The sequence below is a fragment of the Niallia tiangongensis genome (genome assembly GCF_044704065.1).
In the GTDB taxonomy this organism is placed as follows: Bacteria; Bacillota; Bacilli; order Bacillales; family Cytobacillaceae; genus Niallia; species Niallia tiangongensis.
This window is the reverse complement of the sequence record NZ_CP162613.1, coordinates 99,324-114,774: the sequence shown is the minus strand read 5'-3', so window position 1 is coordinate 114,774 and position 15,451 is coordinate 99,324. Positions and strand designations below refer to the sequence as shown.

3 protein-coding genes, 9 tRNA genes and 5 rRNA genes are annotated in these 15,451 nt (G+C 46.6%); 1 reads left to right on the top strand and 16 read right to left on the bottom strand.

All coding sequences use genetic code 11. From position 1 onward, the window contains the following. Positions 1-22 precede the first annotated feature (22 nt). The 14 genes from AB3U99_RS00580 to AB3U99_RS00515 all read right to left on the bottom strand — a co-directional run bounded on the left by AB3U99_RS00580 (position 23) and on the right by AB3U99_RS00515 (position 10,650). A 23S ribosomal RNA gene (locus tag AB3U99_RS00580) occupies positions 23-2,961 on the bottom strand. Between the two features lie 218 nt (positions 2,962-3,179). Then, a 16S ribosomal RNA gene (locus AB3U99_RS00575) occupies positions 3,180-4,727 on the bottom strand. Positions 4,728-4,922: 195 nt separating this feature from the next. Continuing rightward, positions 4,923-4,998: transfer RNA gene (locus AB3U99_RS00570), tRNA-Ala, on the bottom strand. Between the two features lie 9 nt (positions 4,999-5,007). Continuing rightward, positions 5,008-5,084: transfer RNA gene (locus AB3U99_RS00565), tRNA-Pro, on the bottom strand. 8 nt (positions 5,085-5,092) lie between these two features. Continuing rightward, a tRNA-Arg gene (locus AB3U99_RS00560) sits at positions 5,093-5,169 on the bottom strand. Between the two features lie 16 nt (positions 5,170-5,185). Continuing rightward, positions 5,186-5,274, bottom strand: a tRNA-Leu gene (locus AB3U99_RS00555). A 12-nt stretch (positions 5,275-5,286) separates the two neighbouring features. Next, positions 5,287-5,361, bottom strand: a tRNA-Gly gene (locus AB3U99_RS00550). A gap of 11 nt (positions 5,362-5,372) precedes the next feature. Then, positions 5,373-5,457: transfer RNA gene (locus AB3U99_RS00545), tRNA-Leu, on the bottom strand. A 13-nt stretch (positions 5,458-5,470) separates the two neighbouring features. Further along, positions 5,471-5,543: transfer RNA gene (locus AB3U99_RS00540), tRNA-Lys, on the bottom strand. Positions 5,544-5,549: 6 nt separating this feature from the next. Next, positions 5,550-5,625 (bottom strand) — tRNA-Thr (locus tag AB3U99_RS00535). Positions 5,626-5,652: 27 nt separating this feature from the next. Next, positions 5,653-5,728: transfer RNA gene (locus tag AB3U99_RS00530), tRNA-Val, on the bottom strand. A gap of 9 nt (positions 5,729-5,737) precedes the next feature. After that, positions 5,738-5,854 (bottom strand): 5S ribosomal RNA (gene rrf / locus AB3U99_RS00525). A gap of 91 nt (positions 5,855-5,945) precedes the next feature. Beyond that, positions 5,946-8,884, bottom strand: a 23S ribosomal RNA gene (locus tag AB3U99_RS00520). A 218-nt stretch (positions 8,885-9,102) separates the two neighbouring features. Next, positions 9,103-10,650, bottom strand: a 16S ribosomal RNA gene (locus AB3U99_RS00515). Together the 16S, 23S and 5S rRNA genes with 9 tRNA genes alongside form the textbook arrangement of a ribosomal RNA operon. A 485-nt stretch (positions 10,651-11,135) precedes the next feature. On the opposite strand from AB3U99_RS00515, the gene AB3U99_RS00510 reads away from it, so the two are divergent. After that, complete coding sequence (locus AB3U99_RS00510; RefSeq protein WP_400244797.1) at positions 11,136-12,497, top strand: transposase; 1,362 nt, start codon at positions 11,136-11,138, stop codon at positions 12,495-12,497. Between the two features lie 249 nt (positions 12,498-12,746). Here the strand turns inward: AB3U99_RS00510 and lysS are convergent, their stop codons facing one another. Then, on the bottom strand, positions 12,747-14,237 hold the full coding sequence (gene lysS, locus AB3U99_RS00505; RefSeq protein ID WP_400244795.1) for a lysine--tRNA ligase: 1,491 nt from the start codon (positions 14,235-14,237) through the stop codon (positions 12,747-12,749). 190 nt (positions 14,238-14,427) lie between these two features. After that, complete coding sequence (gene dusB / locus AB3U99_RS00500; protein ID WP_400244793.1) at positions 14,428-15,429, bottom strand: tRNA dihydrouridine synthase DusB; 1,002 nt, start codon at positions 15,427-15,429, stop codon at positions 14,428-14,430. Positions 15,430-15,451 lie beyond the last annotated feature (22 nt).

The following is a 15,451-nucleotide window of genomic DNA, read 5'->3' as shown; positions in this document are numbered from 1 at the left end:
TCTTAGCTTACGCTAAGAGTTTTTAGTTAAGTCCTCGATCTATTAGTATCAGTCAGCTCCACATGTCGCCACGCTTCCACCTCTGACCTATCAACCTGATCATCTTTCAGGGATCTTACTAGCTTGCGCTATGGGAAATCTCATCTTGAGGGGGGCTTCATGCTTAGATGCTTTCAGCACTTATCCCTTCCGCACATAGCTACCCAGCGATGCCTTTGGCAAGACAACTGGTACACCAGCGGTGCGTCCATCCCGGTCCTCTCGTACTAAGGACAGCTCCTCTCAAATTTCCTACGCCCACGACGGATAGGGACCGAACTGTCTCACGACGTTCTGAACCCAGCTCGCGTACCGCTTTAATGGGCGAACAGCCCAACCCTTGGGACCGACTACAGCCCCAGGATGCGATGAGCCGACATCGAGGTGCCAAACCTCCCCGTCGATGTGGACTCTTGGGGGAGATAAGCCTGTTATCCCCGGGGTAGCTTTTATCCGTTGAGCGATGGCCCTTCCATGCGGAACCACCGGATCACTAAGCCCGACTTTCGTCCCTGCTCGACTTGTAGGTCTCGCAGTCAAGCTCCCTTGTGCCTTTACACTCTACGAATGATTTCCAACCATTCTGAGGGAACCTTTGGGCGCCTCCGTTACTTTTTAGGAGGCGACCGCCCCAGTCAAACTGCCCACCTGACACTGTCTCCCACCCCGATAAGGGGTGCGGGTTAGAATGTCAATACAGCCAGGGTAGTATCCCACCAATGCCTCCACCGAAGCTAGCGCTCCGGCTTCCAAGGCTCCTACCTATCCTGTACAAGCTGTACCAAAATTCAATATCAGGCTGCAGTAAAGCTCCACGGGGTCTTTCCGTCCTGTCGCGGGTAACCTGCATCTTCACAGGTACTATAATTTCACCGAGTCTCTCGTTGAGACAGTGCCCAGATCGTTACACCTTTCGTGCGGGTCGGAACTTACCCGACAAGGAATTTCGCTACCTTAGGACCGTTATAGTTACGGCCGCCGTTTACTGGGGCTTCAATTCAGAGCTTCGCACTTAACGTGCTAACCCCTCCTCTTAACCTTCCAGCACCGGGCAGGTGTCAGCCCCTATACTTCGCCTTGCGGCTTCGCAGAGACCTGTGTTTTTGCTAAACAGTCGCCTGGGCCTATTCACTGCGGCTCTCTCGGGCTTTAACACCCAAAAGAGCACCCCTTCTCCCGAAGTTACGGGGTCATTTTGCCGAGTTCCTTAACGAGAGTTCTCTCGCTCACCTTAGGATTCTCTCCTCGCCTACCTGTGTCGGTTTGCGGTACGGGCACCATAAATCTCGCTAGAGGCTTTTCTTGGCAGTGTGGAATCAGGAACTTCGGTACTATATTTCCCTCGCCGTCACAGCTCCGCTTTTATGGTAATGGGATTTGCCTCATTACCGGCCTAACTGCTTGGACGTGCTAATCCAACAGCACGCTTACCCTATCCTCCTGCGTCCCCCCATTGCTCAAACGATTTAAAGGTGGTACAGGAATATCAACCTGTTGTCCATCGCCTACGCTTTTCAGCCTCGGCTTAGGTCCCGACTAACCCTGAGCGGACGAGCCTTCCTCAGGAAACCTTAGGCATTCGGTGGATGAGATTCTCACTCATCTTTCGCTACTCATACCGGCATTCTCACTTCTAAGCGCTCCACCAGTCCTTACGGTCTAGCTTCGACGCACTTAGAACGCTCTCCTACCACTGACATCATAGATGTCAATCCACAGCTTCGGTGATACGTTTAGCCCCGGTACATTTTCGGCGCAGAGTCACTCGACCAGTGAGCTATTACGCACTCTTTAAATGGTGGCTGCTTCTAAGCCAACATCCTGGTTGTCTAAGCAACTCCACATCCTTTTCCACTTAACGTATACTTTGGGACCTTAGCTGGTGGTCTGGGCTGTTTCCCTCTTGACCACGGATCTTATCACTCGTAGTCTGACTCCCAAGAATAAGTATTTGGCATTCGGAGTTTGTCTGAATTCGGTAACCCGATGGGGGCCCCTAGTCCAAACAGTGCTCTACCTCCAATACTCTAAATCTTGAGGCTAGCCCTAAAGCTATTTCGGAGAGAACCAGCTATCTCCAAGTTCGATTGGAATTTCTCCGCTACCCACACCTCATCCCCGCACTTTTCAACGTGCGTGGGTTCGGGCCTCCATCCAGTGTTACCTGGACTTCACCCTGGACATGGGTAGATCACCTGGTTTCGGGTCTACAACCACATACTATTTCGCCCTATTCAGACTCGCTTTCGCTGCGGCTCCGTCTTATCAACTTAACCTCGCATGTAATCGTAACTCGCCGGTTCATTCTACAAAAGGCACGCTATCACCCATAAATGGGCTCTAACTACTTGTAGGCACACGGTTTCAGGATCTATTTCACTCCCCTTCCGGGGTGCTTTTCACCTTTCCCTCACGGTACTGGTTCACTATCGGTCACTAGGGAGTATTTAGCCTTGGGAGATGGTCCTCCCTGCTTCCGACGGGATTTCTCGTGTCCCGCCGTACTCAGGATACACTCAAGAGGGAACGAAGTTTCGACTACAGGGTTTTTACCTTCTACGACTGACCTTTCCAGATCGATTCGTCTACCCCGTTCCTTTGTAACTCCATATAGAGTGTCCTACAACCCCAAGAGGCAAGCCTCTTGGTTTGGGCTAATCCCGTTTCGCTCGCCGCTACTCAGGGAATCGCGTTTGCTTTCTCTTCCTCCGGGTACTTAGATGTTTCAGTTCCCCGGGTCTGCCTTCAGTACCCTATGTATTCAGGTAAAGATTCTATCCCATTACGGATAGAGGGTTTCCCCATTCGGAAATCTCTGGATCAAAGCTTACTTACAGCTCCCCAAAGCATATCGGTGTTAATCCCGTCCTTCATCGGCTCCTAGTGCCAAGGCATCCACCGTGCGCCCTTTCTAACTTAACTAATTGGCTTAAAAGCCTTAGTTTATTTCAATTCTTCTATTTAAAATAGAGAATCTAAGATGGCGATTACTCGGTTTCTTTCTTGTTTTTACTATTCATAATCTAGTTTTCAAGGAACAATTGGCTTATTATAAGCCTGTTTTTGAGGAATTGCTCCCTCAAAACTGAACAACAAATCGTCAACAATCTTTGATGGAATGTAAATTCCATTTTCCTTAGAAAGGAGGTGATCCAGCCGCACCTTCCGATACGGCTACCTTGTTACGACTTCACCCCAATCATCTATCCCACCTTAGGCGGCTGGCTCCTTACGGTTACCCCACCGACTTCGGGTGTTACAAACTCTCGTGGTGTGACGGGCGGTGTGTACAAGGCCCGGGAACGTATTCACCGCGGCATGCTGATCCGCGATTACTAGCGATTCCAGCTTCATGTAGGCGAGTTGCAGCCTACAATCCGAACTGAGAATGGTTTTATGGGATTTGCTAGGCGTCACCGCTTTGCTGCCCTTTGTACCATCCATTGTAGCACGTGTGTAGCCCAGGTCATAAGGGGCATGATGATTTGACGTCATCCCCACCTTCCTCCGGTTTGTCACCGGCAGTCACCTTAGAGTGCCCAACTGAATGCTGGCAACTAAGATCAAGGGTTGCGCTCGTTGCGGGACTTAACCCAACATCTCACGACACGAGCTGACGACAACCATGCACCACCTGTCACTCTGTCCCCCGAAGGGGAACGTCCTATCTCTAGGAGTGTCAGAGGATGTCAAGACCTGGTAAGGTTCTTCGCGTTGCTTCGAATTAAACCACATGCTCCACCGCTTGTGCGGGCCCCCGTCAATTCCTTTGAGTTTCAGCCTTGCGGCCGTACTCCCCAGGCGGAGTGCTTAATGCGTTTGCTGCAGCACTAAAGGGCGGAAACCCTCTAACACTTAGCACTCATCGTTTACGGCGTGGACTACCAGGGTATCTAATCCTGTTTGCTCCCCACGCTTTCGCGCCTCAGCGTCAGTTACAGACCAAAGAGTCGCCTTCGCCACTGGTGTTCCTCCACATCTCTACGCATTTCACCGCTACACGTGGAATTCCACTCTTCTCTTCTGCACTCAAGTCCCCCAGTTTCCAATGACCCTCCACGGTTGAGCCGTGGGCTTTCACATCAGACTTAAAGGACCGCCTGCGCGCGCTTTACGCCCAATAATTCCGGACAACGCTTGCCACCTACGTATTACCGCGGCTGCTGGCACGTAGTTAGCCGTGGCTTTCTGGTTAGGTACCGTCAAGGTACAAGCAGTTACTCTTGTACTTGTTCTTCCCTAACAACAGAGTTTTACGATCCGAAAACCTTCATCACTCACGCGGCGTTGCTCCGTCAGACTTTCGTCCATTGCGGAAGATTCCCTACTGCTGCCTCCCGTAGGAGTCTGGGCCGTGTCTCAGTCCCAGTGTGGCCGATCACCCTCTCAGGTCGGCTACGCATCGTTGCCTTGGTGAGCCGTTACCTCACCAACTAGCTAATGCGCCGCGGGCCCATCTGTAAGTGACAGCGTAAACCGTCTTTCAGCTTTCCTACATGAGTAGAAAAGGATTATCCGGTATTAGCTCCGGTTTCCCGAAGTTATCCCAGTCTTACAGGCAGGTTGCCCACGTGTTACTCACCCGTCCGCCGCTAACTTTAAAAGCAAGCTTTTAAAGTCCGCTCGACTTGCATGTATTAGGCACGCCGCCAGCGTTCGTCCTGAGCCAGGATCAAACTCTCCAATAAAGAGTTGATTAGCTCATTGCTAAACTCTAGCTTTTTTATTACTTGTTGTTTTCATTCTATAACGTTCGTTATAAAATGATTATTGTTGACGTTTGTTTGTTCAGTTTTCAAAGAGCAATTTGTTTGTTGCTATCAGAAGCAACTTTTATATAATAACAGTTATTAAAACCACTGTCAATATACTTTTTTATTTTTTGGTGGAGCCTAGCGGGATCGAACCGCTGACCTCCTGCGTGCAAGGCAGGCGCTCTCCCAGCTGAGCTAAGGCCCCAAACAATGATGGTCGGGAAGACAGGATTCGAACCTGCGACCCCTTGGTCCCAAACCAAGTGCTCTACCAAGCTGAGCTACTTCCCGAAATATAATGGCGCGCCCGAAAGGAGTCGAACCCATAACCTTCTGATCCGTAGTCAGACGCTCTATCCAATTGAGCTACGGGCGCATTAATTTAAAAACAATGGTGCCGAGGACCGGAATCGAACCGGTACGGTAGTCACCTACCGCAGGATTTTAAGTCCTGTGCGTCTGCCAGTTCCGCCACCCCGGCATTGTTTTTTTATGGAGCGGAAGACGGGATTCGAACCCGCGACCCCCACCTTGGCAAGGTGGTGTTCTACCACTGAACTACTTCCGCGTATATTTAATTGGTGCGGGTGAAGGGAGTCGAACCCCCACGCCTTGCGGCGCTAGATCCTAAGTCTAGTGCGTCTGCCAATTCCGCCACACCCGCAGACAAAATAAGATGAGCCATGGAGGATTCGAACCTCCGACCCTCTGATTAAAAGTCAGATGCTCTACCAACTGAGCTAATGGCTCATAAAGTGGTGCCGGCTAGAGGACTTGAACCCCCAACCTACTGATTACAAGTCAGTTGCTCTACCAATTGAGCTAAACCGGCATATCATAGTTTGTCCAATAATAATAATGGTGGAGGATGACGGGATCGAACCGCCGACCCTCTGCTTGTAAGGCAGATGCTCTCCCAGCTGAGCTAATCCTCCATATATAACGCCTGGCGACGTCCTACTCTCACAGGGGGAGAACCCCCAACTACCATCGGCGCTGAGAAGCTTAACTTCCGTGTTCGGTATGGGAACGGGTGTGACCTTCTCGCTATCGCCACCAGACTATTTATTTTTGAGAGTTATTCCCTCAAAACTAGATTATGAAGTAAAAGATAAGAAACAAGTAATCTTTCTTAGCTTACGCTAAGAGTTTTTAGTTAAGTCCTCGATCTATTAGTATCAGTCAGCTCCACATGTCGCCACGCTTCCACCTCTGACCTATCAACCTGATCATCTTTCAGGGATCTTACTAGCTTGCGCTATGGGAAATCTCATCTTGAGGGGGGCTTCATGCTTAGATGCTTTCAGCACTTATCCCTTCCGCACATAGCTACCCAGCGATGCCTTTGGCAAGACAACTGGTACACCAGCGGTGCGTCCATCCCGGTCCTCTCGTACTAAGGACAGCTCCTCTCAAATTTCCTACGCCCACGACGGATAGGGACCGAACTGTCTCACGACGTTCTGAACCCAGCTCGCGTACCGCTTTAATGGGCGAACAGCCCAACCCTTGGGACCGACTACAGCCCCAGGATGCGATGAGCCGACATCGAGGTGCCAAACCTCCCCGTCGATGTGGACTCTTGGGGGAGATAAGCCTGTTATCCCCGGGGTAGCTTTTATCCGTTGAGCGATGGCCCTTCCATGCGGAACCACCGGATCACTAAGCCCGACTTTCGTCCCTGCTCGACTTGTAGGTCTCGCAGTCAAGCTCCCTTGTGCCTTTACACTCTACGAATGATTTCCAACCATTCTGAGGGAACCTTTGGGCGCCTCCGTTACTTTTTAGGAGGCGACCGCCCCAGTCAAACTGCCCACCTGACACTGTCTCCCACCCCGATAAGGGGTGCGGGTTAGAATGTCAATACAGCCAGGGTAGTATCCCACCAATGCCTCCACCGAAGCTAGCGCTCCGGCTTCCAAGGCTCCTACCTATCCTGTACAAGCTGTACCAAAATTCAATATCAGGCTGCAGTAAAGCTCCACGGGGTCTTTCCGTCCTGTCGCGGGTAACCTGCATCTTCACAGGTACTATAATTTCACCGAGTCTCTCGTTGAGACAGTGCCCAGATCGTTACACCTTTCGTGCGGGTCGGAACTTACCCGACAAGGAATTTCGCTACCTTAGGACCGTTATAGTTACGGCCGCCGTTTACTGGGGCTTCAATTCAGAGCTTCGCACTTAACGTGCTAACCCCTCCTCTTAACCTTCCAGCACCGGGCAGGTGTCAGCCCCTATACTTCGCCTTGCGGCTTCGCAGAGACCTGTGTTTTTGCTAAACAGTCGCCTGGGCCTATTCACTGCGGCTCTCTCGGGCTTTAACACCCAAAAGAGCACCCCTTCTCCCGAAGTTACGGGGTCATTTTGCCGAGTTCCTTAACGAGAGTTCTCTCGCTCACCTTAGGATTCTCTCCTCGCCTACCTGTGTCGGTTTGCGGTACGGGCACCATAAATCTCGCTAGAGGCTTTTCTTGGCAGTGTGGAATCAGGAACTTCGGTACTATATTTCCCTCGCCGTCACAGCTCCGCTTTTATGGTAATGGGATTTGCCTCATTACCGGCCTAACTGCTTGGACGTGCTAATCCAACAGCACGCTTACCCTATCCTCCTGCGTCCCCCCATTGCTCAAACGATTTAAAGGTGGTACAGGAATATCAACCTGTTGTCCATCGCCTACGCTTTTCAGCCTCGGCTTAGGTCCCGACTAACCCTGAGCGGACGAGCCTTCCTCAGGAAACCTTAGGCATTCGGTGGATGAGATTCTCACTCATCTTTCGCTACTCATACCGGCATTCTCACTTCTAAGCGCTCCACCAGTCCTTACGGTCTAGCTTCGACGCACTTAGAACGCTCTCCTACCACTGACATCATAGATGTCAATCCACAGCTTCGGTGATACGTTTAGCCCCGGTACATTTTCGGCGCAGAGTCACTCGACCAGTGAGCTATTACGCACTCTTTAAATGGTGGCTGCTTCTAAGCCAACATCCTGGTTGTCTAAGCAACTCCACATCCTTTTCCACTTAACGTATACTTTGGGACCTTAGCTGGTGGTCTGGGCTGTTTCCCTCTTGACCACGGATCTTATCACTCGTAGTCTGACTCCCAAGAATAAGTATTTGGCATTCGGAGTTTGTCTGAATTCGGTAACCCGATGGGGGCCCCTAGTCCAAACAGTGCTCTACCTCCAATACTCTAAATCTTGAGGCTAGCCCTAAAGCTATTTCGGAGAGAACCAGCTATCTCCAAGTTCGATTGGAATTTCTCCGCTACCCACACCTCATCCCCGCACTTTTCAACGTGCGTGGGTTCGGGCCTCCATCCAGTGTTACCTGGACTTCACCCTGGACATGGGTAGATCACCTGGTTTCGGGTCTACAACCACATACTATTTCGCCCTATTCAGACTCGCTTTCGCTGCGGCTCCGTCTTATCAACTTAACCTCGCATGTAATCGTAACTCGCCGGTTCATTCTACAAAAGGCACGCTATCACCCATAAATGGGCTCTAACTACTTGTAGGCACACGGTTTCAGGATCTATTTCACTCCCCTTCCGGGGTGCTTTTCACCTTTCCCTCACGGTACTGGTTCACTATCGGTCACTAGGGAGTATTTAGCCTTGGGAGATGGTCCTCCCTGCTTCCGACGGGATTTCTCGTGTCCCGCCGTACTCAGGATACACTCAAGAGGGAACGAAGTTTCGACTACAGGGTTTTTACCTTCTACGACTGACCTTTCCAGATCGATTCGTCTACCCCGTTCCTTTGTAACTCCATATAGAGTGTCCTACAACCCCAAGAGGCAAGCCTCTTGGTTTGGGCTAATCCCGTTTCGCTCGCCGCTACTCAGGGAATCGCGTTTGCTTTCTCTTCCTCCGGGTACTTAGATGTTTCAGTTCCCCGGGTCTGCCTTCAGTACCCTATGTATTCAGGTAAAGATTCTATCCCATTACGGATAGAGGGTTTCCCCATTCGGAAATCTCTGGATCAAAGCTTACTTACAGCTCCCCAAAGCATATCGGTGTTAATCCCGTCCTTCATCGGCTCCTAGTGCCAAGGCATCCACCGTGCGCCCTTTCTAACTTAACTAATTGGCTTAAAAGCCTTAGTTTATTTCAATTCTTCTATTTAAAATAGAGAATCTAAGATGGCGATTACTCGGTTTCTTTCTTGTTTTTACTATTCATAATCTAGTTTTCAAGGAACAATTGGCTTATTATAAGCCTGTTTTTGAGGAATTGCTCCCTCAAAACTGAACAACAAATCGTCAACAATCTTTGATGGAATGTAAATTCCATTTTCCTTAGAAAGGAGGTGATCCAGCCGCACCTTCCGATACGGCTACCTTGTTACGACTTCACCCCAATCATCTATCCCACCTTAGGCGGCTGGCTCCTTACGGTTACCCCACCGACTTCGGGTGTTACAAACTCTCGTGGTGTGACGGGCGGTGTGTACAAGGCCCGGGAACGTATTCACCGCGGCATGCTGATCCGCGATTACTAGCGATTCCAGCTTCATGTAGGCGAGTTGCAGCCTACAATCCGAACTGAGAATGGTTTTATGGGATTTGCTAGGCGTCACCGCTTTGCTGCCCTTTGTACCATCCATTGTAGCACGTGTGTAGCCCAGGTCATAAGGGGCATGATGATTTGACGTCATCCCCACCTTCCTCCGGTTTGTCACCGGCAGTCACCTTAGAGTGCCCAACTGAATGCTGGCAACTAAGATCAAGGGTTGCGCTCGTTGCGGGACTTAACCCAACATCTCACGACACGAGCTGACGACAACCATGCACCACCTGTCACTCTGTCCCCCGAAGGGGAACGTCCTATCTCTAGGAGTGTCAGAGGATGTCAAGACCTGGTAAGGTTCTTCGCGTTGCTTCGAATTAAACCACATGCTCCACCGCTTGTGCGGGCCCCCGTCAATTCCTTTGAGTTTCAGCCTTGCGGCCGTACTCCCCAGGCGGAGTGCTTAATGCGTTTGCTGCAGCACTAAAGGGCGGAAACCCTCTAACACTTAGCACTCATCGTTTACGGCGTGGACTACCAGGGTATCTAATCCTGTTTGCTCCCCACGCTTTCGCGCCTCAGCGTCAGTTACAGACCAAAGAGTCGCCTTCGCCACTGGTGTTCCTCCACATCTCTACGCATTTCACCGCTACACGTGGAATTCCACTCTTCTCTTCTGCACTCAAGTCCCCCAGTTTCCAATGACCCTCCACGGTTGAGCCGTGGGCTTTCACATCAGACTTAAAGGACCGCCTGCGCGCGCTTTACGCCCAATAATTCCGGACAACGCTTGCCACCTACGTATTACCGCGGCTGCTGGCACGTAGTTAGCCGTGGCTTTCTGGTTAGGTACCGTCAAGGTACAAGCAGTTACTCTTGTACTTGTTCTTCCCTAACAACAGAGTTTTACGATCCGAAAACCTTCATCACTCACGCGGCGTTGCTCCGTCAGACTTTCGTCCATTGCGGAAGATTCCCTACTGCTGCCTCCCGTAGGAGTCTGGGCCGTGTCTCAGTCCCAGTGTGGCCGATCACCCTCTCAGGTCGGCTACGCATCGTTGCCTTGGTGAGCCGTTACCTCACCAACTAGCTAATGCGCCGCGGGCCCATCTGTAAGTGACAGCGTAAACCGTCTTTCAGCTTTCCTACATGAGTAGAAAAGGATTATCCGGTATTAGCTCCGGTTTCCCGAAGTTATCCCAGTCTTACAGGCAGGTTGCCCACGTGTTACTCACCCGTCCGCCGCTAACTTTAAAAGCAAGCTTTTAAAGTCCGCTCGACTTGCATGTATTAGGCACGCCGCCAGCGTTCGTCCTGAGCCAGGATCAAACTCTCCAATAAAGAGTTGATTAGCTCATTGCTAAACTCTAGCTTTTTTATTACTTGTTGTTTTCATTCTATAACGTTCGTTATAAAATGATTATTGTTGACGTTTGTTTGTTCAGTTTTCAAAGAGCAATTTGTTTATGTCGTCATCGGCGACTTTTTAATATTACCAGAAGCCATTCTCGAAGTCAACACTTTTTTAATTTCTTTTTTTCTTTCATCACTGCTTGTTTCAGCAACGAATATTAATATACCACCGTTTCACGCTCTATGCAACTACTTTTTAAAAGAAAAAATATTCTTATTATTTAATTGTATTTTATTTCTTATTTAACTCAACTTTCGCACCTTGAAAATTGACATTTGAGTAAGTCTATCAAAGCTTTAAGAACTATTAATTATGTTACTTGACGAGTGCTTTTAAACAGAAAAAGCACCTGCTTCTTTGGTATAGTGGAATTGACTAGAAACCATTACCACAAAGAAGAGGTGCCTTCTCCATGATAAAGGAAAAACACTTGAGTGAGCAACTACCAAATGAACTTTCTGCTGTATTCTCTGAATTGCAAGTGTCAAAACACCTGCGTCGCGCAGGTATTCGAAAAAGCTTTGGGTTTTCATGTGCCTATTTGTTTCAGCTTGTTTTTTGTCTGATTTTCCATCAAAAAAATTGGTTTGCCCTTGTCACATCCAAAAAGAATGATTGTTTTCCAGGCAAAGATACCGTCTATCGATTTTTAAATCACTCCAAGTTTGCTTGGAGGAAATTTCTTTTACACTTTAGTGCGGCTACCATTCAAAAAGTCAGTGTACTTACATCAAAGGACCGTCCAAAAGTGCTCATTATTGACGACTCTACGTTTGATCGTAATCGCAGTAAAAATGTTGAATTACTTGCCCGTTGTTTTGATCATGCTTCTTTGAAAATGCGATTTTATAAAGGATTTCGAATGCTTACATTAGGCTGGTCAGACGGGCATACTTTCATGCCAATTGACTTCTCTTTACTAAGCTCAAAAACATCTTCCATTAACGGAATCAATGAAGAAGTTGATAAGCGATGTTCTGGTTATAAACGCCGTACAGAAGCGTTACAGTCTGCACCTGACCAAATTCCGGCGATGATTGAACGAGCGTTATCCAAGGGAATTGAAGCGTCTTACGTATTAATGGACACATGGTTCACTCAACAACCTCTTATTAAAGCTATCGTTGAACAAGGGCTTGATGTGATTGGGATGGTGAAGAACGCCAAGCAACGCTACAACGTGAATGGACAAATGCTTTCCTTAAAACAACTCTATCGATCTGCGACGCCACTTCAAGGAAAGAAAGGGCTACTTCGTTCAATCACGACGACGATGGCAAATGGCGTACCCGTTAAAGTCGTGTTCGTTCAAAACCGTAATAAGAAGAGTGAGTGGCTTGCCATTTTAAGCACCGATTGCACACTATCTGAACAAGAAATTGTCCGTATTTACGGCATACGTTGGGATATTGAAGTGTTTTTTAAAACGACGAAGTCACTTCTTCGTTTACAAAAAGAGTTTCAAGGACGCTCGTATGACTTACTCATCAGCCATACAACGATCGTCTTTACTAGATACATTGTTCTCTCGTGGCAAAATCGTTGCCACACAGATGAACGTACATTAGGTGGTTTATTTTACGACCTGTGTGACGAAGTGAATGAACTTGATTGGGCTGTCGCATTACAGCAATTAATCGAGCTTCTTCAAGATGTCTTGAAGAAGACAAACAAACAAACACAAAAATTACTCAAAAATCAACTATCACATTGGATTGCAGGTTTACCGAGCTACATCAGCGCTTACCTGCCTAATTTGGTCTGCGAAAGTTGAGTTATTTAACTTTTAAATATAATAACAAATACACTACAAATATCCGTCTTAAATTCCTCCTTCGCTTTCACTCTCTTCTATAGTGTACTGTCTACCTCAGTTTAATACCTTGCACCCTCCCTAAATACCCCCACTACCCTCCACTTCTATTACATGACCTTAGGCGAATCAATATATATTAGAAATCGAACACAACTTTTTTCGAAAATAAAAAACATGGTACCTTCATGTAGGTACCATGTTTCTGTATTAGCGATGTCTCATCAACGGGAATAACAATACATCTCTGATAGACGGAGAATTTGTTAACAGCATAACCAAACGGTCAATACCAATTCCTAATCCACCTGTAGGAGGCATACCATATTCTAATGCCTCTACAAAATCCTCATCCATTAAGTGCGCTTCGTCATTTCCTTGCTCACGCTCTTTTAATTGCGCTTCAAATCTTTCTCTTTGATCAATTGGATCATTTAATTCAGTGAAGGCATTCGCATGCTCTCTTCCTACGATGAATAATTCAAATCGATCTGTAAAACGAGGATCTTCCTCATTTTTCTTCGCCAATGGCGAAATTTCTAACGGATGACCGTAAATGAATGTAGGCTGGATTAATTTTTCTTCTACTCTTTGCTCGAAGAACTCATTAACAATATGACCATATGTCATATTATCATTGATTTCTATATTATTTTCTTTTGCTAATTTTCTAGCCTCTTCAACACTCATCTCTGGCCAGAAATCTACACCTGTATATTGCTTAATTGCATCTACCATGTGAAGTCTTGTCCATTCCGGCTTCAAATCAACTTGATAATCTCCATATGCTACTGTAGTTGAACCATGGATTTCTTGTGCAATATGAGCTACTAAGTTTTCTGTAAGACTCATAATATCTCGATAATCAGCATAGGCTTCATAAAGTTCTATCATTGTAAATTCCGGATTATGCCTGGTTGATACACCTTCATTACGGAATACACGACCAATTTCATATACTTTTTCTAATCCACCAACTATTAATCTTTTAAGGTGAAGTTCAATAGCAATACGCATATATAAAGGCATATCTAACGCATTATGATGTGTAATAAAAGGACGCGCAGATGCTCCTCCTGCAATGGAATGCATCATCGGTGTTTCTACTTCTAAATAACCGTGGCTGTCTAGATAACGGCGCATAGATTGAATAATCTTACTGCGCAGAATAAATGTATGCTTGCTTTCTTCACTTGAAATTAAATCTAAATAACGTTGACGATAACGTTGTTCAATGTCTTTTAAACCGTGGAATTTATCTGGTAACGGGCGCAACGCTTTTGTAAGCAGAGTGAAATCTTTTACTTTAATGGAAAGTTCCCCTACATTTGTTTTAAATAAAACACCCTCTACACCAACGATATCTCCTAAGTCTACAGAGTTGAAAATAGCATATTGCTCTTCTCCTACATTATCTTTACGGACATATAATTGAATTTGTCCTTCAAGATCTTGAATATGAGCAAATCCAGCTTTTCCTTTTCCTCTTTTCGTCATTACTCTACCGGCAATTGTAACAGTAATATTTTTTTCCTCTAGCTCTTCTTTCTCTAGAGATTCATATTGTTTTTTCAATGCTTCTGATAAATGAGTTCTATCAAAACGTTTACCAAACGGATCTATTCCTTGTTCGCGTAACTCATTCATTTTGTTACGTCTAACTAGTAATTGGTCATTTAAGTTTAATTCTTCATGACTCATGCTTAATCATCTCCACTATCTTTTTATGTATGATCACCTAAAAAAGGAATCGTTCAATTTTATACATACCTTATTATTCTACACAATGTCACGATTACAGACACTAAAAAAGAAAAAAAACTGTCAGATTTTTATCCAACAGCTTTATTTTTACACATAATACAGGAAATTTAAACAGTTACCTTCAAAATTAGCCCACTTGGATTTCGGATTGCTCTCTCGCTTCTACTTCTAATACTAGTGCATTTAATAATATTACTAACTGTTCTCTTGTTTCACATTGATTAACCGCAGTCCTTGCTTTTGCATTTCCTTTAATACCTTTTAAGTACCACGCAGCATGTTTTCGCATTTCTCTAACTGCTACATACTCACCCTTTAGGCTGATTAAACGATCAAGGTGAAGAATACACACGTCTATCTTCTCGCGAACAGATGGATCACCCACCAATTCTCCAGTTTCTAAATACTTAACAGTACTATAAATCATCCACGGATTACCTAGTGCTGCTCTCCCAACCATTACACCATCGCAGCCCGTCTCATCTAGCATTCTTTTCGCATCCAGCGGTGTTTTCACATCGCCGTTTCCCATTAAAGGAATATTAATCGATTGTTTTACTTCACGGATAATATCCCAATTTGCTGTTCCTTCATATAATTGGACACGAGTACGACCATGCAATGCAACTGCTGCTCCACCTGCACTTTCAACCGCCTGAGCATTTCTTACCGCATAAATATGGTCTTCATCCCATCCCATACGCATTTTGACCGTTACTGGTTTATCTACATTTTCTACAACAGCAGAAACCATATCATAGATTTTATCTGGATCCAACAACCATCTAGCACCCGCATCACATTTTGTAATCTTTGGCACAGGACAGCCCATATTAATATCGATAATATCCGCATTGGTATTCTTATCAACAAATTGTGCCGCTTCCACTAACGTTTCTTTTTCTCCACCAAAAATCTGTAAGCTTAATGGGTTTTCGCGCTCGTCTATATAAAGCATGTCCATTGTTTTCTTATTCTTTAAAACAATCCCTTTATCACTTATCATCTCCGCGCAAACAAGACCTGCCCCAAATTCTTTCACTGTTAAACGAAAGGCAGAATTCGAAATTCCTGCCATTGGTGCAAGTACAACACGGTTGCTTATTTCAACATTTCCTATTCTAAACAATCTTTTACCTCCTTGATGAGCA

What these genes read in the sequence shown, in the direction of transcription:
- AB3U99_RS00510 (WP_400244797.1), top strand. Translation starts at nt 11,136, where the DNA reads ATGATAAAGGAAAAACACTTGAGTGAGCAACTACCAAATGAACTTTCT.
- lysS (WP_400244795.1), bottom strand. Translation starts at nt 14,237, where the DNA reads ATGAGTCATGAAGAATTAAACTTAAATGACCAATTACTAGTTAGACGT.